General features: G+C 46.3%; 25 protein-coding genes and 1 riboswitch. Of the genes, 9 read left to right on the top strand and 16 right to left on the bottom strand.

Annotation, left to right across the window (positions count from 1 at the left end; all coding sequences use genetic code 11):
• Nucleotides 1-45: 45 nt before the first annotated feature.
• Together Q0757_RS01185 and Q0757_RS01180 are read left to right on the top strand one after the other, a co-directional pair.
• On the top strand, nt 46-780 hold the full coding sequence (locus tag Q0757_RS01185) for a YqcI/YcgG family protein (protein WP_298783890.1): 735 nt from the start codon (nt 46-48) through the stop codon (nt 778-780).
• A 205-nt stretch (nt 781-985) separates the two neighbouring features.
• The gene (locus tag Q0757_RS01180) at nt 986-2,461 is read left to right on the top strand and encodes a YdiU family protein (RefSeq protein WP_298783888.1); all 1,476 of its coding nucleotides are present in this window, start codon (nt 986-988) and stop codon (nt 2,459-2,461) included.
• A 98-nt stretch (nt 2,462-2,559) separates the two neighbouring features.
• Here the strand turns inward: Q0757_RS01180 and Q0757_RS01175 are convergent, their stop codons facing one another.
• Nucleotides 2,560-3,489 (bottom strand): AEC family transporter, encoded by a 930-nt coding sequence (locus Q0757_RS01175; RefSeq protein WP_298783886.1) that lies wholly within the window; start codon nt 3,487-3,489, stop codon nt 2,560-2,562.
• 358 nt (nt 3,490-3,847) lie between these two features.
• Between Q0757_RS01175 and Q0757_RS01170 the strand changes: the two genes are divergently transcribed.
• Entirely contained in the window at nt 3,848-5,434 is a 1,587-nt protein-coding gene (locus Q0757_RS01170) for an L-lactate permease (RefSeq protein ID WP_298783884.1), read from the top strand.
• A 58-nt stretch (nt 5,435-5,492) separates the two neighbouring features.
• On the opposite strand, the gene Q0757_RS01165 is transcribed toward Q0757_RS01170, so the two are convergent.
• Together Q0757_RS01165 and Q0757_RS01160 are read right to left on the bottom strand one after the other, a co-directional pair.
• Nucleotides 5,493-6,185, bottom strand: a complete 693-nt coding sequence (locus Q0757_RS01165) for an NlpC/P60 family protein (protein ID WP_298783882.1) — start codon at nt 6,183-6,185, stop codon at nt 5,493-5,495.
• Between the two features lie 500 nt (nt 6,186-6,685).
• On the bottom strand, nt 6,686-7,324 hold the full coding sequence (locus tag Q0757_RS01160; protein WP_298783880.1) for an HD domain-containing protein: 639 nt from the start codon (nt 7,322-7,324) through the stop codon (nt 6,686-6,688).
• Between the two features lie 244 nt (nt 7,325-7,568).
• Here Q0757_RS01160 and Q0757_RS01155 point away from each other — a divergent pair, with 244 nt between their 5' ends.
• Entirely contained in the window at nt 7,569-8,222 is a 654-nt protein-coding gene (locus Q0757_RS01155) for a TVP38/TMEM64 family protein (RefSeq protein WP_298783879.1), read from the top strand.
• A gap of 52 nt (nt 8,223-8,274) precedes the next feature.
• Here the strand turns inward: Q0757_RS01155 and Q0757_RS01150 are convergent, their stop codons facing one another.
• Nucleotides 8,275-9,897, bottom strand: a complete 1,623-nt coding sequence (locus tag Q0757_RS01150; RefSeq protein ID WP_298783877.1) for a solute:sodium symporter family transporter — start codon at nt 9,895-9,897, stop codon at nt 8,275-8,277.
• Nucleotides 9,898-10,114: 217 nt separating this feature from the next.
• Nucleotides 10,115-11,704 carry an acyl-CoA synthetase MbcS gene (locus Q0757_RS01145; RefSeq protein WP_298783874.1) on the bottom strand — a complete coding sequence of 530 codons (1,590 nt, stop codon included), beginning with the start codon at nt 11,702-11,704 and terminating at the stop codon, nt 10,115-10,117.
• Nucleotides 11,705-11,907: 203 nt separating this feature from the next.
• Here Q0757_RS01145 and Q0757_RS01140 point away from each other — a divergent pair, with 203 nt between their 5' ends.
• Nucleotides 11,908-12,255: a hypothetical protein gene (locus Q0757_RS01140; RefSeq protein ID WP_298783872.1), complete on the top strand. Its 348-nt coding sequence runs from the start codon at nt 11,908-11,910 to the stop codon at nt 12,253-12,255.
• Nucleotides 12,256-12,291: 36 nt separating this feature from the next.
• Here Q0757_RS01140 and Q0757_RS01135 read toward each other — a convergent pair whose 3' ends face one another.
• The 5 genes from Q0757_RS01135 to Q0757_RS01115 all read right to left on the bottom strand — a co-directional run bounded on the left by Q0757_RS01135 (nt 12,292) and on the right by Q0757_RS01115 (nt 16,690).
• Nucleotides 12,292-12,657: a Rieske 2Fe-2S domain-containing protein gene (locus tag Q0757_RS01135; RefSeq protein ID WP_298783870.1), complete on the bottom strand. Its 366-nt coding sequence runs from the start codon at nt 12,655-12,657 to the stop codon at nt 12,292-12,294.
• Nucleotides 12,657-13,760, bottom strand: a complete 1,104-nt coding sequence (locus tag Q0757_RS01130) for an amidohydrolase family protein (RefSeq protein ID WP_298783869.1) — start codon at nt 13,758-13,760, stop codon at nt 12,657-12,659. Before Q0757_RS01130 ends, Q0757_RS01135 begins: the two co-directional genes overlap by 1 nt.
• Before the next feature lie 328 nt (nt 13,761-14,088).
• Complete coding sequence (gene hmpA, locus Q0757_RS01125) at nt 14,089-15,303, bottom strand: NO-inducible flavohemoprotein (protein WP_022794026.1); 1,215 nt, start codon at nt 15,301-15,303, stop codon at nt 14,089-14,091.
• A gap of 293 nt (nt 15,304-15,596) precedes the next feature.
• The gene (locus Q0757_RS01120) at nt 15,597-15,971 is read right to left on the bottom strand and encodes a DUF488 domain-containing protein (protein WP_022794027.1); all 375 of its coding nucleotides are present in this window, start codon (nt 15,969-15,971) and stop codon (nt 15,597-15,599) included.
• 11 nt (nt 15,972-15,982) lie between these two features.
• Nucleotides 15,983-16,690, bottom strand: a complete 708-nt coding sequence (locus Q0757_RS01115; protein WP_022794028.1) for an aspartate/glutamate racemase family protein — start codon at nt 16,688-16,690, stop codon at nt 15,983-15,985.
• A gap of 165 nt (nt 16,691-16,855) precedes the next feature.
• Here Q0757_RS01115 and Q0757_RS01110 point away from each other — a divergent pair, with 165 nt between their 5' ends.
• Nucleotides 16,856-17,308, top strand: coding sequence for a flavodoxin domain-containing protein (locus tag Q0757_RS01110; RefSeq protein WP_022794029.1), 453 nt, complete (start codon nt 16,856-16,858; stop codon nt 17,306-17,308).
• Between the two features lie 67 nt (nt 17,309-17,375).
• Here the strand turns inward: Q0757_RS01110 and Q0757_RS01105 are convergent, their stop codons facing one another.
• From Q0757_RS01105 to tenA, 4 genes are read right to left on the bottom strand one after another with little or no spacing between them, the layout of a single operon-like run.
• Entirely contained in the window at nt 17,376-18,152 is a 777-nt protein-coding gene (locus tag Q0757_RS01105; RefSeq protein WP_298783856.1) for an energy-coupling factor transporter transmembrane protein EcfT, read from the bottom strand.
• Entirely contained in the window at nt 18,127-19,785 is a 1,659-nt protein-coding gene (locus tag Q0757_RS01100) for an ABC transporter ATP-binding protein (RefSeq protein WP_298783854.1), read from the bottom strand. Before Q0757_RS01100 ends, Q0757_RS01105 begins: the two co-directional genes overlap by 26 nt.
• Nucleotides 19,782-20,375 (bottom strand): ECF transporter S component, encoded by a 594-nt coding sequence (locus tag Q0757_RS01095; protein WP_298783853.1) that lies wholly within the window; start codon nt 20,373-20,375, stop codon nt 19,782-19,784. The genes Q0757_RS01100 and Q0757_RS01095 overlap by 4 nt, the downstream gene beginning before the upstream one ends.
• Entirely contained in the window at nt 20,375-21,070 is a 696-nt protein-coding gene (gene tenA / locus Q0757_RS01090; RefSeq protein ID WP_298783851.1) for a thiaminase II, read from the bottom strand. The genes Q0757_RS01095 and tenA overlap by 1 nt, the downstream gene beginning before the upstream one ends.
• Before the next feature lie 137 nt (nt 21,071-21,207).
• Nucleotides 21,208-21,311, bottom strand: a riboswitch (TPP riboswitch).
• A gap of 118 nt (nt 21,312-21,429) precedes the next feature.
• Here tenA and Q0757_RS01085 point away from each other — a divergent pair.
• On the top strand, nt 21,430-21,858 hold the full coding sequence (locus Q0757_RS01085; protein ID WP_298783848.1) for a MerR family transcriptional regulator: 429 nt from the start codon (nt 21,430-21,432) through the stop codon (nt 21,856-21,858).
• A gap of 7 nt (nt 21,859-21,865) precedes the next feature.
• Entirely contained in the window at nt 21,866-23,029 is a 1,164-nt protein-coding gene (locus Q0757_RS01080; RefSeq protein ID WP_079475932.1) for an MFS transporter, read from the top strand.
• A gap of 34 nt (nt 23,030-23,063) precedes the next feature.
• On the opposite strand, the gene Q0757_RS01075 is transcribed toward Q0757_RS01080, so the two are convergent.
• Together Q0757_RS01075 and Q0757_RS01070 are read right to left on the bottom strand one after the other, a co-directional pair.
• Nucleotides 23,064-23,624: an NADPH-dependent FMN reductase gene (locus Q0757_RS01075; RefSeq protein ID WP_298783840.1), complete on the bottom strand. Its 561-nt coding sequence runs from the start codon at nt 23,622-23,624 to the stop codon at nt 23,064-23,066.
• A 64-nt stretch (nt 23,625-23,688) separates the two neighbouring features.
• Complete coding sequence (locus tag Q0757_RS01070; protein WP_298783838.1) at nt 23,689-24,993, bottom strand: DUF2254 domain-containing protein; 1,305 nt, start codon at nt 24,991-24,993, stop codon at nt 23,689-23,691.
• Between the two features lie 116 nt (nt 24,994-25,109).
• On the opposite strand from Q0757_RS01070, the gene map reads away from it, so the two are divergent.
• Nucleotides 25,110-25,865: a type I methionyl aminopeptidase gene (gene map / locus Q0757_RS01065; protein WP_298783836.1), complete on the top strand. Its 756-nt coding sequence runs from the start codon at nt 25,110-25,112 to the stop codon at nt 25,863-25,865.
• Nucleotides 25,866-25,891: the final 26 nt, after the last annotated feature.

Below are 25,891 nucleotides of genomic sequence, written 5' to 3'. Positions count from 1 at the left end.
AGAAATAATCCTCACCTGATTTCCCTGAATGAAAGGAGCAGCAGCATGCTACAAACGACTAGCCCTTATCTGCTGACAAAAGAAGACATGGAAACTTCCGACCGGCTCCCCTCCTGGCTGCAGGAGGAATACCAGACCTTTAAGCGTGTTGTAACCAACCCGGAATTCCCCTGCTTTTTCGGCATGAAAGCGCAACGCAAGGGTGAGCTCCGCTACTCTTATATCACTCATGACCAGTGGGACCACCTTGGCGGCGTACTCGAAAGCTTTCTGCATTTAATGAAAGAACCTCCCTTTACCCGGCATGGCCTGTTCCTTTTCGTGGAGCCGGAAATTCGTGAGCAGTCCGTCGATTATTATCGTTCCTATTTCTGGGACGTTTTGCAGCATCTGCATGAACAGGACCGGTACAGCTGGCCGGGAGATAAGCCAAAGGATCCCGATCATTTTTTGTGGGATTACCATTTTGCCGGCGAGCCTGTTTTCGTGTTTGGCAACGCCCCGGCCTATAAGCAGCGAAAAACAAGAGATCTCGGGAACAGCTTGATTCTCGGCTTTCAGCCCCGGGCTATTTTTGAGGGGCTCGAGGGGACAGAAAAAGGCGGCATCATGTCGAGGGAAAAAGTGCGGGCACGGGTAGAAAAGTGGGACAATCTCCCCACCCACCCGGATATCAGCCATTTTGGCGACCCGACGCACAATGAGTGGAAGCAGTTTTTCATTGGGGACGATATTAAGCCGATTGAAGGCAAATGTCCCTTCCATCATAAAGATGTATAACCGCTCCTGAGCAGCTGCAGTTAAATATTTTCCCAGCACTTTCTGCTAAATGCAGGAAGTGTTTTTATATGTATATACTTTACATCTTAAAATTTGAAGATCCCGGATGGAGGTCTGTATAATGAGTGATGTACAATCTATAAGATGATGCTTTTATCCAATATAACTTTCTGCGTTTTAAAAAATATATTTTAAAGGAGTCTTTATGGCTGACGAAAATACTGTAAAACAAGCGGGCTGGCAGCTTGAACACAGCTACGCCGCACTTCCGCAGACTTTTTTTTCCAAAATCACTCCCGCTCCGATCCAGAATCCGGAGCTGATCATATTAAATGAACAGCTTGCTGACTCCCTCGGCCTCGACAGCGGGGCGCTACAAGAGGAGGAAGGCGTACAGATACTCGCAGGCAGCCGGACGCCGGATAGCGGCCTGCCGCTTGCCCAGGCTTACGCCGGTCATCAGTTTGGCCATTTTACGATGCTCGGGGACGGGCGCGCGCTGCTTCACGGGGAACAAATAACCCCGGATGGCCGCAGGATTGATATTCAGCTGAAGGGCTCCGGCCGAACGACTTATTCACGCGGCGGGGACGGACGGGCTGCTCTTGGACCGATGCTTCGCGAGTATATTATCAGTGAAGCGATGCATGCCCTTGGCATACCAACTACCCGGAGTCTTGCCGTAGTCAAAACCGGTGAACCTGTTTTTCGCGAAAGTATACTGACCGGTGCAGTGTTAACACGTACGGCCTCAAGCCATCTGCGTGTCGGGACGTTTGAATATGCTTTGAACCGCGGATCGATGAATGACCTGCGGGCGCTTGCCGACTATACGATCAGCCGGCACTATCCGGAAGTCCGGGAGACGGAAAATCCTTACCTGATGCTGCTCCGGGAAGTTGTTACACGCCAGGCTTCCTTAATTGCCAAATGGCAGCTTGCCGGCTTTATCCACGGAGTAATGAACAGCGATAATATGGCTCTCAGCGGAGAAACCATCGATTACGGCCCATGTGCTTTTATGAACAGCTATGATCCGAAAACCGTCTTTAGTTCAATTGATGCACGCGGCCGCTATGCTTACGGAAGACAGCCTATCATGGCAGAATGGAATCTGTCCCGATTTGCCGAAGCCCTCGTCCCTCTGATTGACGAAAATCAGGAAAAAGCCGTCGAGCTCGCACAGGCAGAAATCTCCAGTTTCCCGGAAAAGTTTAATGTGTACTGGCTTCAGGGCATGCGTGCAAAACTCGGTCTTTTCACGGAAGAAGCAGAAGACGAAGCACTTATTACCGACCTGCTCAACCTTATGCAGGAACAAGAAGCAGATTACACGAATACCTTCCGGGCCCTCACCTTTAATAAGCTGGACAATTCCGGACTGTTTACAGACAATCGGTTTGCTTCCTGGCAGGAACGCTGGCAGGAACGCCTTGGAAAACAAAATGAATCCCAAGAAGATTCCCGCCAGTTGATGCGTGACAATAACCCGGCGGTCATTCCACGGAACCATCATGTGGAAGAAGCACTTGAAGCTGCCGAGAAAAATGGAGATTACAGCGTCATGAATAAGCTTTTGGATGTACTTGCAGATCCTTATGCCCATACAAGGGAACAGGAAGATTATACAGCACCGCCCGCGCCTACGCTTGTGCCCTACCGCACTTACTGCGGCACTTAAAAAACGATATGTAATCAAAGGAAGCCCCTGCTCAGCATTAAACAGGGGCTTCCTATTTTTATAAAAATTTTTAGTTATTATGACAGCTCTTTATTGTTTCATCCAAACCATACCTGCGATAAAAGGATAACAATGGAAACCGTCACCCCTCCAAGCATTGTAGAAATTAGCACGCTTTGAGCGGCATATTCCGGATAATTATCATATTCAAGCGCGAACAGGGCACTGTTTCTGGACATAGGAAACGAACTTGCAATAAATAACGCTTGGGCAATCGTTCCTTCAAGCTGAAGCAGCCAAATAATTCCCAAAGCGATAAGTGGAGCTCCCACTAATCGAAGACTGATGGTAAAAAAGAAGACAGGAGATAAATATTTCAGCTTCGGGTAAGCAATCTGGGCTCCAAGGACAAGAAGTGCCAGGGCCGTAAATCCCGCAGCGATCTGATTTAACACCTGCTCTGCCGCTTTTGGCAGTGATAGATTAAATATGTAAAACACAAGACCAAGAGCTAAAGCGTAAATCGTAGGCGTTTTAAACAAAGGAGCCATATTTTCTTTTATTCCTGATTTCTGTGTCGTTGCAGAAGTGAAAATTCCATATGTAAATGTTAAAAAGTTTTGAAACATCAGTACAATAATTTGGATCGACACCCCGAGCGGATTGGAGGCGAACACCAGTTGGCTGACCGGAAGCCCGAAGTTCCCTGAATTCATAAGTACTACACTGTTTTTAAATATCGCCGTAAGCTTCGCATCCATCCCGAACAGTTTTGCACATACGCCGGCAAGCAGGGCCAGCAGCAAAAACTGGATAATCAGAAAGGCACCAACGTCAAGCAAAACAGACGACTCCACCTCCATGGCAGAAATGTTTGTGAAAATAACGACAGGGAGAAACAGGCCCGTTAAAAGCTTTGAAAGCGTACTGAGATGAAAATCGTATATTCGATGAAGTACTGCTCCGAGCAGCAGTAAAATAAAGATTGGAAGCATTACTTCGAGCATAATTAATGGTAAAAAGGACAAGAAAGCATCTCTCCCCCGCAGTCGGTAATATGAATAATTTTACCCTTCCTCAATATACTAATAATCCTATTCAGGGGCAATGAAAATGGTAAATTTATCCTTAAATAAACTGAATAACCTTTAGATATTTATAGCAGACCTATTTAATTATCACTTTTCATTCTTCCGCCGTGACAGTATATTGTCTGATTTATGTCTGAATAACGACAAAAATTTCTATGCCTCCACGGATCCGAATCCCCTATTGCATACATCTATGAAAGCGTTTAACATATAATCAAGACATCTGATGACCATATCTTAAAAAAGAAAATAACTTTTATTTTAACTTATTTCTTCCTCTAAAGGAGATACGTCTATGCTGATGCTCGTTGCGCTAAGTGCTGTCATTTTCCCATTTATTTTTCTTGTTCTGCTTCGTATGCCTGCCATTAAAGGAATGACCCTCAGTTCTGTTATTGTGATTCTGCTTGCCGTGACAGCATGGGGTATGGGGGGCCAAATTATTTTTTCTTCCATTCTCCAGGGCGCCCATAAAACATTAACGATTCTGCTTATTTTATTTGGAGCTCTCGTCCTGCTGAATACCCTTCGGAGAAATGGAGCTGTGGACCGTATTAACCAGGGTTTTCAAAGTATTTCACAGGATATGCGGGTGCAGTTGATTATTGTAGCTTTTCTTTTTGGTTCTCTGCTTGAAGGGGCGGCAGGCTTCGGCACCCCGGCAATGATTACCGCTCCGCTGATGCTCGCCTTAGGATTCAAGCCGCTGGCTGCAGTAGCTACAGCACTGATTGCGGATAGTTCAGCTGTTGCTTTTGGGGCCGTAGGCACGCCTGTGATTGTCGGACTCAGTACACTCGATGCAGCGGACCCAGCCTTTTTTCAGGAAGTTGGCATTACAGTTACATTAATTGATTTATTCGGCGGCACTTTTATCCCTTTTATTTTAATTGCGGTACTCACGCTGTTTTTCGGAAAAGACAAAGGATTGAAAGACGCATGGCCCATGCTTCCCTGGACATTAATGATCGGAGCTGTGTATACAACCTCAGCACTGCTGTATGCGTTCTTATTCGGGCCGGAATTTGTCGCTATTTTAGGAGCACTCACCGGACTCGCTGCGGCAGCATTCACCGCGAAAAAAGGCATTCTGCTTCCGAAGGAGATCTGGACAGATGCCCTGCAGGACGATTTCGAGGTTGATAAAGAAAAATCCGATATGAGTCTTCTTACCGCGTGGTCTCCGTACTTGATTGTAGTCGCTCTTCTGCTTTTAACCAGAATTGTTCCCTGGCTGCGAGAGTTTACGACTTCGTTTCTTGACCTTTCCTGGACTAATATTTTAGGGGTGGAAGGTGTGACCTCCAATTGGGAGCTGCTGTATTCCCCCGGGACTATTCTCACTGTTACTGCCCTGCTTGCCGTACTAATTCAACGGCGTTCGTTTAAAAATTTCACCGCCTCTTCAAAAGAAGCTCTTTCCACCATCAAAATTACCGGCATGACTTTATTTGCCACGCTTGCGATGGTACATGTATTTAGTAACTCCGGGATCAACACCAGTGATATTACCAGTATGCCAGAATATATCGCAGCCGGCATGGCAGCTGCTTTTGGCCCTATGTGGATTCTTGTCGCCCCGTTTCTCGGAGAGCTTGGATCATTTATTACCGGAAGCGCCACCGTTTCCACTCTTACATTCTCTCCTGTGCAATACAGCATCGCCAACGCTACCGGAGTAGACGCTACGGTGGTGCTCGGGGCCCAGCTGGTAGGCGCTGGCGCCGGGAACATGATTTGTATTCATAACGTAGTCGCTGCATGTGCCGTGGTTGGCATGGAGGGAAAAGAAGGCAGCGTCATCCGGAAAACGCTCGGTCCGGCCATTCTTTACGGGGTGCTCGCAGGACTGGGAGGATTGATTATAATGAATATATTCTAATATAAAAACCAGGCATGACCCTTTAATAAGCGTCATGCCTGGTTTTTGTATTTTTGCTTTAAAGCTGGCCGGCGCCCATATAACGTGGACCCCAGTAGGAGCTGTCAAGACTTGAAGTAGTCACGCCTGTAGAAGATCCGGAATGAATAAATTCATTATTGCCTACGTAGATACCCGCGTGGGACGGTCCACCTCTTGTGTCAAAGAAAACAACGTCTCCCGGAGAAGGACTCGAAACCTTCGAGCTTGCACTATACATGCCCGAAACGGTTCTTGGAATGCTTTCCCCATGCTTTTCATAAACGTAATTGATAAAGCCACTGCAGTCAAAGCCGCTTGGAGACTCGCCGCCCCATACATAAGGTGACCCGATATATTGCTTAGCAGTGCCCGTAATACCAGAGCTGCTGCTTGTAGATACACCCGCTACCTGTTCACTCGAGGATCCTGCATCCATCAAAGAGCTCTGCGTCATTGGACCGGCTACGCCGTAATAACTGCCGGCCGGAGATGAGATGTCGTGATCGGCTTGATATTCTTTTACCGCGCTTAACGTTCTTGGACCGAACCGTGAGCCGGTGTATCCGTGGAAATAGCCTTCCTCCTTTAAGGTTTCCTGTAAATCATTTACCGACGAATTCGTGTCGCCGTAAGATAAAGATCCGTGATCATCGATTGATGCGTCTGCTGCCTGCGGGGCACCTAATAGTACTCCTGCTGTAATTGCTGTTCCAAAAAGATATTTTTTCATTATAATGTTCACTCGTCGAAGTACCTATCACCGAAACTTGATTTAAGTAGGTATTGTTTATTTTTCTTATATGTTTACTTGCCTTTCTGTCACACGACTGCAGTAACAACGGCTGGTCACGACGGAGTGAAACTGCACCTCCATTAAGTAATTTAAAAATTTTATATGTGTTAAATCAGCGACTCAACATGACCGAGTATATCTGACCCCGCATCGTTAAACAACGACATTGGGGCATTTGTAATCTTATTTTAATAAAAGTAATATTTTATACATTAATTAGGTAAATAAAAATTAATATCTTTTTAAATACACCTTAAATTTTTACATCAAGGTTCCAAAGTACTTTGTTTTAAAAATTATTTATTATTCGAATAGCTTTTCCGCAGAGCGTCAGTACAAAAACGTTCTTCCCGCATTCAGTATAGTTGTTCCCAGAGCAGATCCGGCCACATTTAAAAGTGCCGCCGTCGAAACGGCAGCACTTTAGTTTATTCTTTTTATTCCTTCCACGGGGAATGCAGCACGCATTCACAAAAGTCCGGGCTCTTATAATCCGGCATAAACCGCTCGCAAACATCCGCTTTAATATTTCCAAATGTCGTTTCCGGCTTATGCTTGAATCCTTCATAAAAAGCAGGAAGGATTTTTTCTTTAAAGTTATTCCTCGGATACGCGCTCACTACCTCCTCCCGTAATTTTTCAGGAAACTGATGGTATCCATCTCCCATGACGTCAAGCCCTACACCTGAATAAAGTAGGGAAACCTCAGACTCTTTGTGTTCTGCAACTCCAATTGTCGTATGCAGGGCGATAGCGTCCCATACAAGACGAACAGACTCATCCTCCATGTTATGCTGCTGCAGGAAGCTGCGGGCTGCATTGGCCCCGTCTACCTCAAACCGTTTATCAGGACTGCTGTACTGAGACGTCAACCCGAGATCGTGAAACAATGCACTCACATATAACAGCTCCGAATCATACTTCAATCCGGCTTCCCTTCCCTGAATTTCCCCGAAAAGATAGGCCCGGTTCGAGTGGTTCCAAAGCAGTTCCGAACCGTATTCACGCAGCAAATCAGCTGCTTCTTTCGCTACTTTACTGTCAGGAATTTTTACTCCTGCTACACTACTTGCCATGTTTATTCATCCTCTCCTGTTCATATGGTTATCTGCCTGCTGTTAGTGGCTTTCCCTTCCGCAGCTTCATATATGCGTTATTTTAATAATCCGTAGGATGCTGTTCATTAATTGTCGTTTGTACGCCTCCCGCATGTTAAGCTGAAATAGTCTAAATTCGCAGAAACAGCCCCAATGCACATGCTTGTTTAGAAGTATTAAAAGTTATATACTGCCCAGCTTCTGCAGCCAAAGGAGGGTAAACGTGCGCTCACGTATGAATATTATCAAAGGGCTCTTATTTATTGCCATTTTAATCGGGCTGTATTACTTTTTTAACATCAGACTGAGCATTCATCCGACAGAAATTCAGGACTTCATTACTTCGTTTGGATGGATTTCACCGTTCGTTTTTCTGCTTGCCTACACGCTGGGCCCCTTTATATACTTTCCCTCCTCTCTGCTTTCCATCACTGCCAGTATCACTTATGGTTTATGGCCCGGTGTACTTTATATATGGACAGGAGCCCTGGGCGGAGCCACAAGTGGGTATTTTATCGGACGTTTTATGGGGAAAACCATATTCAGCAAGCACCGTATTCCGTGGAATCCCAGAATGAAACATTTGATGGAAAACCGTGGTTTTTTTGTAGTGTTAGTGCTCCGCCTCGTCCCGTTGATGGGGTTTAGCATGCTAAGCTATTTGTCTGGTTTCTCGAAAATCAAATATTCGCATTTTATTTCTGCCACGATGATCGGTATCATTCCCGGCATGCTGATGTACGGCACGTTTGGGCAAAGCATCATCTCCGGCAACCGCCTTCTGCTTTGGATAGCGATTATTCTACTTTTTATTTTGAGCGCTGCCGGCTTTTTTCTTCGAAAGAAAATTAAAAAATGGCTTGGCCTGCAGTCATAAAAAAAGCTGGAGCACCTCATCGGCCCTCCAGACTTTTATCATTTATTTCCTGTTACCCGGCAAGTCCAATAGGGGAGAACAGCAGGTACGTAGCTACCACGGTAATAATGATGAGTGCGCTCACCCATTTTCTGTGCTTCCACGGAGTCATATCGACCTTGTTGATATTTTCCTGAAACTCAAACGGCTTGTCGATCGGCTTCAGCCGGCTTACCAACCACAGTACAAGAATATCGACAAAGAACAACACGCTGAAAGCGTACAGATAATGGTAGTCCATAAACAGCCAGAAAATACCGTAAAGCACAACGTGAGTAATAAACGTTACTTTTGCAGCAAAGGCAGTACCATACTTGAAGTAGAATCCGAGTATAATAATGACAAGCAGCGGCATGCTGTATAATCCATTAAATGATTGAACGACGTTGTAAAGCCCTGAAGGAGCAAAAGAAATCAGCGGAGCAATTAAAATAGCAATTAAAGCTACAATGACCGTAATTAGTTTACCAGCCCGTGCCACCTGTCTGTCACTTGCATCCTTTTTAATGAGCGGCTTATAAAAGTCCAGTGTAAACAGCGTAGCGGTGGCATTCAACGCACCAACAAATGAACTTAAAATAGCCCCAAAAATGACTGCTGCAAAGATGCCTTCCACTGACGGCGGCAGTACTTCTGTAACTAAACGCGGATACGCATTATCTGCAGTTCTAAGCTCCCCGCCAAACAAATTAAATGCGATAATTCCCGGGAATACGAGAAACAAAGCTCCGAATATTTTAAAGAAGCCTACATATAAAGCACCCTTCTGGCTTTCCTTTAAGTTTCTCCCTGCCAGCGCTTTTTGTACGATCATCTGGTTTGTGCACCAGAAAAACAAGTTATTAAAAAACATTCCTAAAAAGAGCGTCGGCCATGGCACATAAGAAGAATCAATAGCGCCAATGGAGTTTAATTTTTCAGGAGTATTGGCCTGAATCGTTTCCATACCTCGGAAGAAGTTTCCATCACCTAAGGCCATCAGACCAAGCACCGGGATAGTAAGTCCGCCAAGCAAAAGAGCAATGCCATAAACAGTATCACTGAAAGCGCTTAACCTTAAGCCGCCCATCAAAAGATAAAGAAGACCGATAAGCCCAGTCAATCCAGCGATAAAGGCGACGGCTGTCAAAGGCTCAACGCCGAGTAATTGATCTACAGCAAAAATTTGATTAAATACGAGTGAGCCGGAGTACAACACGACGGGTAAGAAGGAAGTCATATAAGTGAAAATAAACAGAAAAGAGGCAATTCTTTTTGTCGTTTTGTCGTACCTGGTTTCGATAAAATCAGTAACGGTGTCCACACCATATTTTAAGTATTTCGGAAGAAACACAAGTGCCAGCAGTACAATCGCTATGGCTGAGGTTACTTCCCATGCCATTACTTCCATACCCGAAGCGTAGCTTTGGCCGTTCTGGCCGACAATCTGCTCGGTCGATAAGTTCGTCATAATAATCGTACCGGCAATCGTAATACCGGTTAAACTTCTGCCGGCCAGAAAGTAGCCTTCTGCACTGTCTGTTTTAACTGAGCGGCTGCGGGTATAAGCAAAAAGCCAAATAGCCCCGACGATAATAACAAATGTAATAAGAGATAAAATAACGAGCCCCCCTTTGGTCTTATGTTCGTTACACATTTTTTAAATCGAAACAAGCACCTCAATTTTGTTTCAATTTCTCCCCTTCAGCGGTGTTGTTCTTATTCTAACTGAAATTATCAGTAAGGTAAACGCTTTCCTAAAAATATTTTTAATCTTTGCTCATCTTTATATTTTTACGAAACCATTTTCGCAAAAATATACAACTGCCCTGCGCAACAAGCACAGGACAGTCAAATCAGGCTGCTTCATTCAGCTATTGATTTTTGTTTGCCTTCGCGAGCTCCTGTTCACGGAGTTCTACACGGCGTATTTTTGCAGAGCTTGTTTTGGGAAGTGATTCCACAAACTCAATGCGGCGCGGATATTTATACGGGGCAGTCATTTTCTTTACGTGGTTCTGCAGTTCCTTCGTCAAATCCTCTTCATTTTCCACCTGGCCGTTAGGCACGATAAAAGCCTTCACGACGTTACCCCGGATATCATCCGGGCTTGCTACAGCGGCGCATTCTTTGACAGAGGGGTGTTTTGTGAGTGCATCCTCTACTTCAAACGGCCCGATCGTATATCCTGAACTGATAATAATGTCATCACTGCGCCCCTGGAACCAGTAGTAATTATCTTCATCCTTCATCGCCCTGTCACCGGTTAAAAAGTAATCGCCCTGGTAGGAATCATTCGTACGTTCGGGCTCTCTGTAATAGCCTTGAAACAGCGATGGAAGATCACGGTGCACAGCGATATTGCCAATTTCATTGGTCTTCGCAGGATTTCCGTCTTCATCCACTATTTCAATAAACTGCTCAATCATTGGTTTGCCCATGGAACCTATTTTTTCAGGGACACCCTTCAGTGTTCCGATAAGCAGCGTACTTTCTGTCTGCCCGTATCCATCGCGAACCGGAAGGTTAAATTTATCGCGGAACACTTGAATGACCTCTTCATTTAAAGGCTCTCCTGCTGAAACAGCGCTGTGCATCGCTGAAAGATCATACTTTTCGAGACCTTCAATTTTAGCCATCAGCCGGTACTCTGTCGGCGTGCAGCAAAGCACATTCACTTTTTCGTGCTGAAGCAGCTGCAGGTAAGTCTCTGGATCAAAACGGCCGTTGTAGGCAAATCCGGTGGCACCCTGGCCGAGCACGGATAAAAACGGACTCCAGACCCATTTCTGCCAGCCTGGTCCGGCGGTAGCCCAGACAACATCGTTTTCATGAATGTCGAGCCACTCGTCCGCCGCTACCCTAAGATGGGCGTATGCCCAGCCATGGCTGTGCACGACAGCTTTTGGTTTCCCAGTCGTTCCCGAAGTATAAGGAAGAAAGGCAGTGTCATCCCGGTGAGTCTGTACAATGTTAAAGCTTTGGGACTCTTCTGCTGCCATTAATTCAAGCTCTTTCCATCCCTCTTTACTGCCACCGATCATCAGCTTATGCTCGAGGGTTTCCGGCATAGGATCCATCCGGTCGATTTCCTCTGCGTACGGAGCATACGAAATGATTGCGCGGGAGCCGGAATGGTCCGCCCGGTACTTGATATCATCCGCCCGGAGCATTTCTGAAGAAGGAATAATCACAAGTCCTGCTTTCAGGCAAGCGTAATACGCAACATAGGCTTCCACAAGCCGGGGAACCATGACAAGCACCTTATCTCCTTTGGAAAGTCCGAGTCCTGTAAGGACGTTGGCATACTGATTGGCCTGCTGGATCAGTTCATGATATGTAACCTCGCGGCGGCTTCCTTTATCGTCCTGCCATTTCAATGCCAGGCGATCAGAATCATAGCGTTCCATTTCTTCGATTAAATTATAGGTTTCATTTGGTGTCAGCTGATTTGCATCAATCATATTCACATATCTCCCTTGCCACTATTTTATCTTTTTCTATCATATGTGCCACAGCAGTGTATGTCTACTTATACGCCTAAAGAAATCTGATTATTTCCATTATGATTTTATCTTTTTTTCATGTTTGTGGGAAGAAGGAAACGGTTATAGCAGGAGAGGAACGTTTTTGTACGGTAACTACTATTGATTTGGAAACAGAAAGGATGAATGTCACGATGAATATTATTATCAGTAAGCCTAATGAGGAAATTGAAGTCCGCGAAGTAGATGGACAAAATGATATCTACAGTATTATGGGCAATGACGCCATCATGCTCGAAATGATTCCGGAGCTTGATGTTTACGCGCTTGCGAACGAAGATCAGTATGAAGAAGCGGATTACAAAGTAGAATCCAAGCAGTTCGGGGATCTTACGAATAAATACTCCCTGACCGGAACGTCGGTTATATTGACGTTGGATGCTGCCGGCAACTACGCTGAATTGAACGATGAACAGATTGAAGCTGTCCGTCAGCTGCAGGAAGTACGCGGCGGTAATTTAAACAGCTAATCATTTCGCAGCTAAATATCAATAAAAAAGAGAGGCTTACGAGCCTCTCTTTAATTCTACATATACATAGCTGTCTTCCACATAAGCGGAAAACTCTTTTAGTTTACCTTTGACCGGCGCAAGCGGCTTTCCGCTTTCCCGCAGATTGTATTCTCTTCCGTGCCAAGGGCACCGGACAATGTCGCCTTCATGCTCAAAGGAATACTCCCCGGGTGCTGTACTCATTGGAGCACCGTCAATTTTCCCCTTCGACATGCAGGCTCCCTGGTGGGGGCACCGGTCGATAAACGCCCGGACTTCCCCCTCGGATGTCCTGCACACAAAAACCGGAATATTATCGACGCTTCCCGGGATCATTTCCTGTTCTTCCAATTCCTCTTCCCTGCAGATAACGGCTGCCATCAGACATCACCCCGGGCCGGCAGCTTCGGATAGAATTTTCTGGCGTTTTCACCATAGATCCGCTTAAGCACGTCTTCTTCAAGTGCTTTTGGCACAGCTTCGTCCGGAGAATCGTAATCCCAGTGTGGATAGTCCGTACTAAAGCAGATAATTTCATCGGTCCCCATTTGCTCTACCAGGAGATTCCATTCTTTTTTGCTCATTTCTTCAAGCGGCTGGGTCGTAAACGCCATCCGGTTTTTGATAGTATCACTCGGCATCGTCGTTACCCACGGCACTTCGTGGCGAAGATCCTTAAACTGCTGATCAAGTTTCTTCATTAAAAACGGCACATATGTGAAGCCGCCCTCGATCATCATCAGCTTCAGGTTTGGATATTTCTCAAATACCCCGTTAAAAATCATGCTCGTGATCTGTGCCATATGAGACGTTGCGATCAGGGAGTGCCATTCAATAAAGTATCTCGGCCATTTTCCGAGCGGAGCCGGCGGTTCGTTATGATGCATGCCGATCATCAGGTCATGGCGCTCGGCGGCTTCAAATATCGGATGATAGTACGGGTCGCCCCACGCGATATCATCGATGGGCAAAAGCACCTGAATCATTTTTGGGTGAGAGCCGACGCGTTCAATTTCTTTCACCGCGTTTGCTACTTCCTGGGCTGCAATGTGAACGGAGCCATACAGGCGGCTGTCTTTATCTAGCCATTCATTAATCTGCCAGTCATTATAAGCACTGGCGAGAGCTGTGGCCATTTCATACCATCCGTGCATCGAAGACGGGGATGGATCAAGCGCTCCGGTTAAAATACCGAATTCGTGATTGTTGGCGTCAAGCAGCTGCTCCTGCATAAACGGAAGGCTTGTTCCCGCTGGTTTACCGTCCGGCGTTTTTGCGTCGGCCCGGTCCACTCCGGCCACGGCAGGCTGGGTGAACGGCATATGTTTTTCCTGCTGCCAATGGCAATCTTCAATATATCTTCTCCACGGCTGCTCTAAGTATGGAAATAAATCTTCATACATTACCCGTTCATGAATATCAGTGTCGATCAGGCTGTACTTTTTTGTTTGGTTAGTTTTAGCTTCATTGTTTAAAGTCTGCATAAATCAGCATCCTTCCTTTCATCTACTTCCTAACCGTACCAGACTGGACCTGGAATAAACAAAGCGCTCTAGAAGGCGTCCGGCTCTATAAGCTGTGCCAGTGGATGCCAGTGAGCGTCAGTGAACGTCAGTAGCAGTTTTTCAGTATTTAACGCTTTACTTACTAATAAATTTATTACTCTCCCCCTTATGACTAATATAAATGCTTGAATGAACGGATGATCATGCATGATGGGGCATTGCCCAGGTGGAAAATTGAACACAACAGCTGCGGCAGAATCCAAATAGATATGCCGCAGCTGAATCAGTTTTATCTCTGAGGTATTAATTATTCAATCGTGCTTTCCGGACCGAAAACTTCATAATGACGGCGCTCAGCCGGCACTCCTCTGTCCTTTAAAATTTCATTAACTACCTTCATAAAAGGTATTGGGCCGCAGAAATAAAAATCTGCCTGTTCTTCAGGAAGGACAGTTTCCAGCCAATCTGCGTCTATAAATCCTTCTTTATCAAACATTCTATGCGTGCGGTCGTTCTCCGTTGGTGCGGAGTAACAGGTGTAGGCTTCAATATTTGAATACGTATCTGCGAGCTGCTCCACACGTGCTTTCATGGCATGCACCTTGCTGCTGTCAGCAGCGTGAATAAACGTCACGTTTCGTTTCGTATCTTCCTGTACAAGTGTATTCAGCATGCTCATTACCGGAGTCACCCCAACGCCGCCGCTGATTAATACAATTGGCATTTTTTCTGTTTCCATCACGAATTCTCCTGCCGGTGCTGCGAACAGCAGTACATCTCCCTCATTTACGTCCCGGTGCAGATAATTCGACACAATACCGGCTGGATTTCCGTTCTCAGGGTCCTCCCGCTTTACGCTGATCCGGTAATAATTTTCATTCGGAGCATCCGACAGGCTGTAGTGGCGCATATGTGTATAGGGCTCACCCTCAATGTCTGCCTGCAGCGTCAAATACTGTCCCGGCTGCTGCGGTATAATTGCCTCCCCGTCCTGTGGCTTTAAGTAAAAAGACGTGATGACGTCACTTTCCGGAACTTTTTCCGCTACGTAAAACGGACGGTAGCCTGTCCACCCGCCGCGGGCAGCTTCTACTTCTTCATACTTCACTGCTTCTTTTTGAATAAAAATATCAGCAAGCGCATGATACGCTTCTCCCCAGGCGTCCAGGATCTCCGGGGTGGCTGCGTCTCCGAGTACTTCCTCCACCGCTTCCAATAGGGTTTCCCCTACTAATCCGTAGTGTTCCGGCCTGACATCCAGAGCCCGGTGTTTTTCTGCTACGCGTTCAATCATTGGCCGAAGCTCTTCCAGCCGGTCAATATTCGCTCCGGCCTGGTAAACAGAGTAGGCAAGGGCTTCCGGCTGGACACCTGTTTCCTGGTTCGTCTGGTTAAACATATTCCGTAGTTCAGGGGCTTTTACAAATAGCATTTCATAAAAACGGTTGCCAATGGCTGCGGCGTTAGCCTGAATAGCTGGGGCTGTTGCTTTTACTGTTTCAATCGTTTGTGGTGCAAGCATCGAATTCCTCCAGTGAAAACGTTTTTAACTTCTATAAAAAGTGTATTATAAATACATATTTTAATCTATACTTTTAGAAATACTTCATTAAACGTTCACAATCAGCTTTTATATACAAAATAACTCCGTACCCACCTGGACACGGAGTATTGAACATTTATTGAGCGCATTCAAAGCAGTATAGCCGGCCATTCTCATGAACCCCTTCTAAAAACCCGTCCCTGCAGTAAATTTCTTTGCCGCAATCACTGCATTGGCCCAGATACTCCTCCATCGTTTTCACCTCTTCTTCTTTAAGAGTCCTTCGGCTGACGATCAAGTATTTCTTTTAAGACACGGGCATGATTATATGTTTCTTCCTTTGCAGCAAATACGAGCGTCACCTGTTTGTTCTGTTCACGTACGGTCTGCTTTAACTGATCGAGAGCTTCAGCCTGTTCGGTATTTTGCTCGAGTTCCTGCTTATACTTCTCTTTAAATTCGTCAAACTTCTCCGGGTCGTGGGAAAACCATTGCCGCAGCTGCTTGGAAGGAGCAACGTCCCTGGCCCATTCATCCACTTTGGCTTTATCCTTTGCTATTCCCCGCGGCCATACGCCGTCGACTAATACCCGGCGCCCTTCTTTTTCCTCTGTTTCTTCATAAATTCTTTTCAGTTGAATCACCATTACCGCCCTCCCTATGCTTTACTTTCTTCAAACATAAAGTCTACAATCCTGTCTACGTGAACCTGCATCGTATCTAAAAAAGGAATCGAAAAATCTTTTTCAGAAAGAATCATCGGCAGTTCCGTGCAGCCAAGGATCACGGTATCGAGTTTATGTTGTTCAATCATCTCCCTGGTGATCCGTTCAAATTCCTTTTTCGTTTCAGGGTTTACGATGCCATTTTCAAGCTCGCTGACGATTTTTTCGTGTAAATACTGCTGCGTGCTTTCATCTGGCACATAGATGTTTTTCCCTTTTTCTATGAACGGTTTCTTGAAAAAATTCTGCTCCATCGTAAATTTTGTACCAAGCAGCCCAATATTTTCGGCGCCTTGATTTTCTGCTGCTTCCACTGCGGCATCCACAATGCTTAGCATCGGCACCTCGACCTGCTTTTGCACCTCTTCAAATACAAGGTGCGGCGTGTTTGCTGCAATAATGATGCCGTCGACATCCAGCAGTTCAAGCTTCCGGGCTGCATTGCCCAAATACTCAATCAGATCATCCATTCGTTCTTCCGAAATATACTTAAAAATGTTGTACATATTAATACTGTTGATGTACAATTCCGGAAGCACCTGAAGACTGTTCTCCTTTTTCTGATATTTTTTAATAATGGATTGATAATATTCTACCGTTGATTCCGGCCCAAGGCCGCCGATAATACCTATTTGTTTCACTTTTTCTCCCCCTTCACAAAAATACTAATATATATTTTCGATATATATTTTAACATATTTTGCGTACGTTTACCGGGGTGATTGCACAAGCCGGCAGCAGCATATATAATAAGTATACTAAATATGTATTTTAAGCACGAACCTATATAAGAAAGGAATGGACATATGCGAATACTTTTGTTCTATTCCACCATGACTGGAAACACTGAAGATATGGCGATCGACACAGAAGAAGAACTTATCAGCCGCGGGCACGAAGTAGAGCTGATGGACATGATCGCCGATGGGCTTCCAAACGAAGATCCCCTTCCGCATGATCTGCTCATTATGGGCACATATACGTGGGGCGAAGGCGATATTCCTGAAGAAACAGAAGACTTTCTGGAAGACCTTTTCGCCTATGATATTTCCGGCCTTTCGATTTCCATCTTTGGCTCCGGGGATCATGCGTATGAAAACTTCGCCGGAGCTGTGGATGAAATGATCGGGCAATTCCGTGAACGCGGACATAAAGGTGATATTCCCACCATGAAAGTCGATGTGGATGAAATGGATAACATTGCTGAAGATATTAAAAGCTATGTGGACCGCATCGAAGAAAAGTTTTTAGTAAAATAACCGGCAACCCGACTAACCCCGGAGGCCCACGGCCCCTGGGGTTATTTTAATCAATTCCGCTGCCCTGCTACGACAGGGGCAACAGAAAAACGACAGTAATAAACAGTATAAAGCCGGCAGTAAACCAGACGTCCGTTTTTTTATAATTCATTTGCACATACCTCGTTCTTTTTCTCGAGCCGTCAAACCCTTTGGATTCCATCGCCAGGGCTGTTCTTTCTGCTTTTCTTACAGCCCCAGCCATCAGTGGAACTGCCATCCCCTTCCACTCTCTCATTTTGGGCTTCGAGCCCATCCCTCTGATTTGACGGGCTCTGCGGATGACATTCAGTTCTTCCCGCAGCTGTGGAAGAAAACGGTAAGCCGCCATCATCCCGTAGCCGATACTCGGAGGCATGCGCCATTTTTGTATCAGGCTCATCACTAAACCCACGGGAGACGTAGTAAGAACAAAAAGAAGCGACCAGCAGGCAAATACCATTGTCCTTAAGCCGAGCGAGACCCCTGTCTGGATATTCTCAAGAGCGACCGGCATTTGGAATATATAAAAAAGAACCGTAGAACCCCTTTCCTCAGGAAAAACAACCTGAAGCCATACAAAGCTGAAACCAAAGAGAGCAAATGGAAGCAGGAGCACAAGCAACAGCTTTAACGGTATTTTTCCCAGAAATGCAACGGCAGCAACTGTCAGCAGCAGGACAGCGAGCGGGCGCCAAATATCATAAACGAAAATCATACAGATAAATACGACGAAAAGACTGCTCAGCTTCAGCGTAGGGTGGACACGCTGCAAAAAAGCATTTTTAATTTGAAGTTCTTCAAGCATAGCTGCCTGTTTCCCCATGGCGCATCAGCTGTACCACTGGAGGCCGGACGCCGATTTTTTCCAAATTCATGCTTCCATTAAAAAATGGTTCTACGCCCCCATCATAGGTGATTGTCCGCTCTGCCAGCGCAAGAATCCGTACGGCTTTTGTATAAACCAGATCCATATCATGGGTCAGCCAGAGGACCGCTTTTCCACATCGCCGACACTGCTCAATCACTTCAAACAGGGCAGCAGTATTTCGCTTATCGAGCCCAAACGTTGGCTCATCCAAAATCAGAATGGACTGGTTATTCGTAACCATGACCGCTACTGAGAGACGCCTTTTTTCCCCCTGGCTGAGCCGAAATGGATGGCTCTTTCGAAGATGCACGAGCTGAAATTGAATCAGCAGCTCGTTTGTCTGCTGAATAATTTTTTCCTCGCTCAGTCCCTCTATCTCCATTCCGTAGCGTATTTCTTCTTCAACGGTTTGCTTTATAAACTGATGCTCCGGCTGCTGAAAAACAATTCCGAAGGCTTTGGCAATTTCGTGCGGCTTCAGAGTGGCAATATTTTGTCCGTTAACATACACCTCACCGCTTGTAAGAGACTCCCATCCGGTAAGAACCCGCGCGAGTGTGCTCTTTCCTGCTCCGTTGGCACCAACCAGCGCTACCATTTCTCCAGGGGAAAGGGAAAAAGAAACGTTTTCGAAAACCGGCTGCGTTCCATAAGCAAACCCGGCCTGTTTAACCTCCAGGACAGGCGGCTCCAGAGAAGGATCAGACATCTTTGCCGGCTGCGGCAGAGAGGCGCGAACATCGGCAGCAGAGTATTCCGCTGCAAACGTCTCCCATTCCCGTAAAGTGACGGGGAGGAGGGCTTTAGACGTTTCCGGCTGTTTCAACAGCTTCTTTCCGGCTTCTACTGGTTCCGGCAGCCAGACACCCTCTGCTTCGAGTACGGCTGTGTGGGAGCTGAATATACGGCCCGGGCTTCCGTCTGCCGATACCCGGCCGCAGCGGTCCAATACAATCACCCTGCTGATCCAATCCATTACTTCATTTAGCTGATGCTCAATCAAAATTAATGTTTTATCAGGATCTTCTGCAATACGGCCAAGAAGTGCGGCCACTGCTTCACGGCTTACCGGATCGAGCTGGGAGAGCGGTTCATCCAAAATCCAGATCTCCGGATTCACAGCAGCTATACAGGACACAGCTATTTTTTGCTTCATCCCTCCGGAAAGCGTGTCAATACGGGCGTCAATACAAGAAAGCATGCCTGTGAACTGCAAGGCTTCAAGCATCCGGCCTTCGATATCCTCCGCAGGTACGCGCAGGTTCTCAAGCGTAAATACAAGCTCTTCCCGCACTGTCGGCATGCAGAATTGGGTATCGGGATCCTGGAACAACAGAGCCGCCTCTCTGGCAGCCTCTGTAATGCATTTCACCGCTGGATTTTTTCCGAATACGTTCAATTTACCAGACACTTCTGCCTCTACTGAGCGCGGAAGAATTCCCTGAAGGGTCAGTGCCAGCGTACTTTTACCCGAGCCGCTCGGGCCGAGCAGCAGCACGTTTTCCCCAGTACGTATTTCAGCCGAAAAACCCTCTACCGAAGGCTCAGCGTAAGGATATGCAATGGTTACATTCTCTGCATAAATCATACAGCGTTCCTCTGCTGCCCTTCCCGACGCTGGCGGCCAAGAGCAAAGCGGTCGAGAACGCCTGTTTTTACCAGGGCGTCTGTAAAGCTTTTCCCTGCCCACCCGGCTAAAAGAGCACCGCTTATAAGCATGGTTACCAGCATAAATACAACAACAGAACCTGCGTACTGACTGAATCCATAAAGAATATACTGGGTTAAAAATGCAGCAGACGTCCCTGCCATTCCGGCAAGCATTAATACCGGCAGACGAAAGATTCGGTAGAAAAACATGGCAAAAATAATTTCTGCGGCAATCCCCTGCGTGAAGCCGAGAACGAGCACTGCTCCCGCGCTCACAGACCCGGCCATAACTTCAGTGCCAGCCGCAATAAGCTCTGCCAGCAGCGCCGCTCCTGGTTTTTGAATGATATAGGCGCATATTACCGGAGCGAGGATCCAGAAGCCTGCCATCAGTCCGCCCCCAACTGGCCCGAGGACGCCCGTAACAATTTGTCCGAGCAGTACCCAAAGAAGATAAAGGACACCAAGAACAGCTGAAATAAATGAGATAACGACGACATCCCTTAGGTTTAAGCGTTTGTTTATCATTAAGCTTTTTTTCCGTCTGTTAATGTTCTGGCAAAGGGCCAGTCTTTTGCATGATACGCGTCCTCAAAAAACATATACTCGAGCTGGCACCCTTCCATAAATAACGTCCGCCAACGCTGCTTTTCTTCTTCTGTGGCTGTTTCTGCCAGCTCATCAAGGCGGTCAATATATTTGTACATTTCCCGTTCCTCCCGGTCTCCGTAGAAACGAATCCAGTCGTTAAACGGATGGCCCTCGTTCGGATTCACTTCTTTCATCAGCCTTTCCCCCACATACAAATACACCCACGGGCAGGCGAGCGTTACCGCAATCACATCGCCAAGTGTGCCCTTTTCAGCATGGTGCAGCATGTGAAGCACGTAATGCTGGGAAGCCGGGGCAAGCGCGTAGCCCTGCAATTCTTCATAAGCCACTCCCGCCTGCGCACATAAATTATGGTGCGGGTGCGTTTCACTGTTTAACACAAAATCAATGGTATCTTTAAACATGATCATGTCTTCTCTGGACGTGCATTTTGTTATCCCAATTGCTTTTGCCTTGATCATGGCATTTAAGTATTCAAAATCCTGCTTCACGTAATGGATAAGAGCTTCTTTTGGGACATCTCCTTTCCCGATGCCCTGCACAAATGGGTTTTCCCAGCAGGCTTCAAAAATGTGCTCTGTGTCCTGCCATAAAAGCTCTGAAAATTTCATTGTTACTTCCTCCTTTAAATTAGGAGGGAACCACTACGGGCAGTAAAGACCAATGGAGCAAAAAAAGCCACTCCATTGGTGGAGTGGCTTCGAATAAACGTCCGCTATTATAAAGCTGCTGCTTCTGATATAGACGTATTCTACCGTCTCCACTTTCCTACGCTGGCCTTAACCAGATCAGGTTCAAAGGGATTAAGGATAGTCCTTATCTCAGCCGTTACCGGCACCCCTAGCGGATTCCCTATTAAGTTGTCTACACTGTATCACATTATTTCAGAAAGTCAAAGCCCTATTTTGCCTTTACAAAATATGACGTTAACGTTAAGGTTATATCATGAAACTTATCAGGAGGGTGATGCATGCTGTACAAAATTGAAGAAGCCGCTCAAACCACAGGCTTAACGAAACGTGCAATACGTTATTATGAACAAATTGGTCTTATATCAGCACCAGAGCGTACAGAAAAAGGAACCAGAGTGTACGATGACCAGGATATTGAACGTCTGCAGAATGTAGTAACCGCAAAGGAGGTTCTTGGTTTTTCTCTTCAGGAGCTGCAGCAGTATCTCGATTTGAAAGAGCAGGTAAAAACAGTCTATAGCCACTACCAGTCGGTACAGGAAACGACGATGCAGCACGAGGATTTGAAACAAATTTCTGATAGCCTTCAGGCCCAGATTGATATGCTCGACCAAAAAATCAACCAGATGACAACGTTTAAAACGGAAATGGAAAATCTGAAAAAACAAGCTGACAACGTATTATCTTCATTCAATAAGGAGAAGTGACTGCTTTATGAATATTCAAACCAGGGCACGGTGGATTACGATCTTCGCCACATTTTTAGCTTTTATGGGTATCGGCGTCGTGGACCCCGTCCTTCCTTCCATCGCGGCTTCTATCGGTGCTTCTCACTGGCAGGTGGAGCTGCTTTTTACGTCCTATATTTTAGTGATGGCCTGCATGATGATTCCTGCCGGGATCCTTTCGAGCCGGTTTGGTGATAAACGGCTGATGAGCGCCGGGCTTTTGATCGTTACAGCCTTCGCCCTGCTTTGCAGTGTGGCGGGAGGCATTACTGAACTGGCCCTTTTTCGCGGCGGCTGGGGGCTTGGCAACGCTATGTTTTTCGCCACTGCTATGACCCTGTTAATCGCTCTCTCGAGGAGCGTGGAAACAGCGGTAGGTATGTATGAGGCGGCAATTGGCCTGGGCCTCGCCGGCGGTCCGCTTGTAGGCGGCCTTCTCGGGGATCTATCCTGGCGTGCTCCTTTTTTTGGTACAAGTCTTTTAATGCTTATCGCTTTTATTTTAGTTATCTTTTTCGTCCATCCGCCCGCTCCTAAAAAAGCTAAAGCTACGGCTGGATGGCAGGAGCTTCGTCATCTTTTTACACACGGGCCGTTCATTAAGGGTGCGCTTGCCGGCATGTTTTATTATTATGGTTTTTTTGTCGTGCTTGCTTACTCCCCTTTAATTTTATCTTTAACTTCTATTCAAATCGGTCTCGTCTTTTTTGGATGGGGATTATGCCTGGCCTTCGGCTCGGCTGTTTTATCGAGAAGGCTTGAGAGGCGGTTTACTCCTGTGAAATTACTGCCGTTCACCCTCTCTGCTTTTATTTTAACGCTTTTAGGATTGTTTTTTGCGTCCTCCTCAGTATTAATGATTATGTTCATCGTACTTTCAGGATTATTTTCCGGCCTGAATAATTCTTTATTTACCAGCCATGTAATGGAGCATTCGCCTTACGAGCGCAGTATTTCTTCTGGAGCATATAATTTCCTTCGCTGGCTTGGCGCTGCTTTTGCACCGGTCATGTCGGGATTAATCGGTAATTCATTATCAGCCCATCTTCCATACCTGGTCGCCGGTGTTCTTGGCGCAGCAGCTTTATTGTTTATTGGATGGAGCAGAACAGATCTGCAAACCGAACAGACCGAAGCTCCAAAAGCGTAAAAAAATCCCTGCAGATATTTCTGCAGGGATTTTTTTATGCCCGGTTGGCTACAGCCGTTGCTTCCTGATAAAAGCGTTCAAATTCGGCTACGACATTATCGAGAAAATCAATTGTGCCCTGGTCCGTTAAGTTTCCGTTTTCGTCCATTTTTTCATGCACAGCTCCAATAAGCACTTCATTTCCGGGAAGTACTTTTGCACTCATGCCCGGAGCGCTCAAAATCTGGCGCAGATGCATCTGCGCTTTCACGGTGCCCAGACCGCCAAGAGAAGCTCCCACCAGCATGGTTGGTTTGCCGGCAAAGTCGTAATCGACCCGGGAATTCCAATCCAGAGCATTTTTAAGCACGCCGGAAATTGAACCATTGTATTCCGGGGTTGCAATAAGTACGGCGTCCGCTTCACGTACAGAACGCTTGTACTCCTGCACATAGTCCGGAGCATTGCTTTCCTCGTCCTGATCATAGTGCGGAAGATCGCGGATATCTAAAATATCAATATCCATGATGTCGCTGTAACGGTCCTGCATGTACTCCACTAATTTTCCGTTAAAGGATTCCTGACGGATACTTCCTACAATAGCTGCTACTTTCATTTGATCTTTCATCCTTTCGTGTTGAACTTCATTTATATATCATACACACACGTTACTGGCTGTTTCAAGTTATCTGCTTACTTTTTGTAAGTGCCTGATGCAGAGCTGTATCCTTTTCCTGTACACGCTTTTCCCAGTACTCCCTGTCCCAGTCCGCAAGCTGTTCCTCATCGACCGCCTGCTCCATGTAACGGGAAAATGATTCCACTTCCTTTAGCACAGACGAATCTCCTGTCTTCACAAGCATCGTCAGTGCTTCCATGCAGGCCGCCATTACCGAAATATCTTCACGGCCGTAAAGCCTGAGCTGGTAAAAGCTTTTATATAAATATTCTCTAAAGGGCTTTACAGGCATAAATAACCGCAGTTCATCCTGATTGTCGGCAAAGTATTGATCGTTTTTGTGCTCATAGCTGAGTTCAGAAAGCAGCGCGCCAATACGGTTTATACAGTTGGCTGCTGTATGCGGATCGTTGATCGCCGGGGAAATGGCCCGCAGCGCTATTTCTACAATTTTCTGCATGGAAAATTCTATGTCCTGAACATTGCTTCTCTCCTCGCCCACTAATAAAAAATTCCGTAATATTTTCGGGGATAAACTATGCTTTGACCAATAGCGAAATAAAGGCTCTCCCTGATGAACATAGTCTCCCACCTGAAACAAGCATTCAACGACGGCTTCCTGCTGTCGGGCCCATTCAATCAGTTCAGGCATTTTCACCATATTGGTATACCCTGACCGTTCGGCATGAACAATGGTTTCTTCGTCATTCCGGAAATCATCGCTCCATTCGCTGAAGCTGTTCACGCCGGAATATGTGTATGCATCCCGAATCACCTTAGAAGCATCGGCCCGTATGTTGCTAATTAAATGATTCACCTGCAGCCACTGGGTGGAGTGATAAATGAAGATTATAAAAAAAGCAAGACAGCCAAGCGCCACAAGAACTGTCAGCATCGGCATCAAAATTTGGTTGTTACCCTCGCTTGAAAAGAGCAGCATATTTACCAGGGTAAACAGCACCCCAAATGTAAACACGCCAAGCGTATGCTGCGTCGTCGGGCTTTTCATAAAATCCTGAAGGGCTCTTGGCGTAAACTGTGTCGCATACGTTGTCAGAACGACCATTATCGAAGAAAAGCTGATGGTGGTCAGTGTCAGCAACGCCGTTACTAATGCACTGTACAGGGAAGTAGCAGTGTTATTTTCTACGAGCAGCATAGAAGGGACATTGTTATAAACAGGACGCAGGAGCTGCTGGTCCATAATAGAAGTTCCTATTACTATAATCAAACTAAGAATGCCGTAGCAGCCCGGAACGAACCAAAACTTGTCCCTGATCTGTACGTACCATTTCTGTTGCTTCATGATTTCCCCCATTTCTATCGTGCAATTCTGCAATTATAAAGGAAATCATCAAACAATGCATTTCTTAAACGAATGTTTTACAATAGTATTTGATACTGAATAAAAGGAGACAGACGATGGTAACGTTAAAGACAGAACGAGAGATTGAACTTATGCACGAAGCGGGGAAAATTCTTGCTGCCTGTCATAAAGAAATCGCCAAAATGGTCAAACCCGGTGTCACCACGAAACAAATTGACGATTTTGCTGAAAAATTTCTGGCAGAGCGCGGTGCCACTCCTGAACAAAAAGGCTTTCAAGGATACAAATACGCAACCTGTGCCTCCGTAAATGATGAAATCTGTCACGGCTTTCCAAGAGCCCGTCCTCTTGAAAATGGTGATCTCGTTACAATTGATATGGTAGTGAATTTAAACGGGGCTCTGGCGGATTCTGCCTGGACCTATGCCGTTGGTGACGTAAGCAGTGAACTCGAACGGCTGATGGAGGTTACAGAATCATCTTTATATAAAGGTATTGAACAGGCCAAAGCGGGCAACCGGATTGGTGATATCGGACACGCGATTCAAACATATGTCGAAAAAGAGGGATTTTCGGTCGTCCGGGACTTTACCGGACACGGCATCGGGCCCACCCTCCACGAAGATCCACAGATTCCTCATTTCGGCGCCCCGGGCAAAGGCGGCCGCTTAAAACCGGGCCACGTTATTACGATCGAGCCAATGGTCAACACCGGCGGCTGGCAGAGCAAAATGACCTCCAACGGGTGGACCGCCACCACCCGGGACGGAGGGTATTCCGCCCAGTACGAGCACACTATCGCGATCACAGAAGAAGGCCCGGTTATTTTAACGGGCCAGGAGAGCATATAAACGTCAAAAAGCGCGGCCTTTAGGGG

Origin of the sequence: uncultured Marinococcus sp. (assembly GCF_947493875.1) — a bacterium.
Classification (GTDB): domain Bacteria; phylum Bacillota; class Bacilli; order Bacillales; family Marinococcaceae; genus Marinococcus.
Note: the sequence above shows the minus strand (reverse complement) of the source record. Positions and strands in the feature narration are given on the sequence as shown.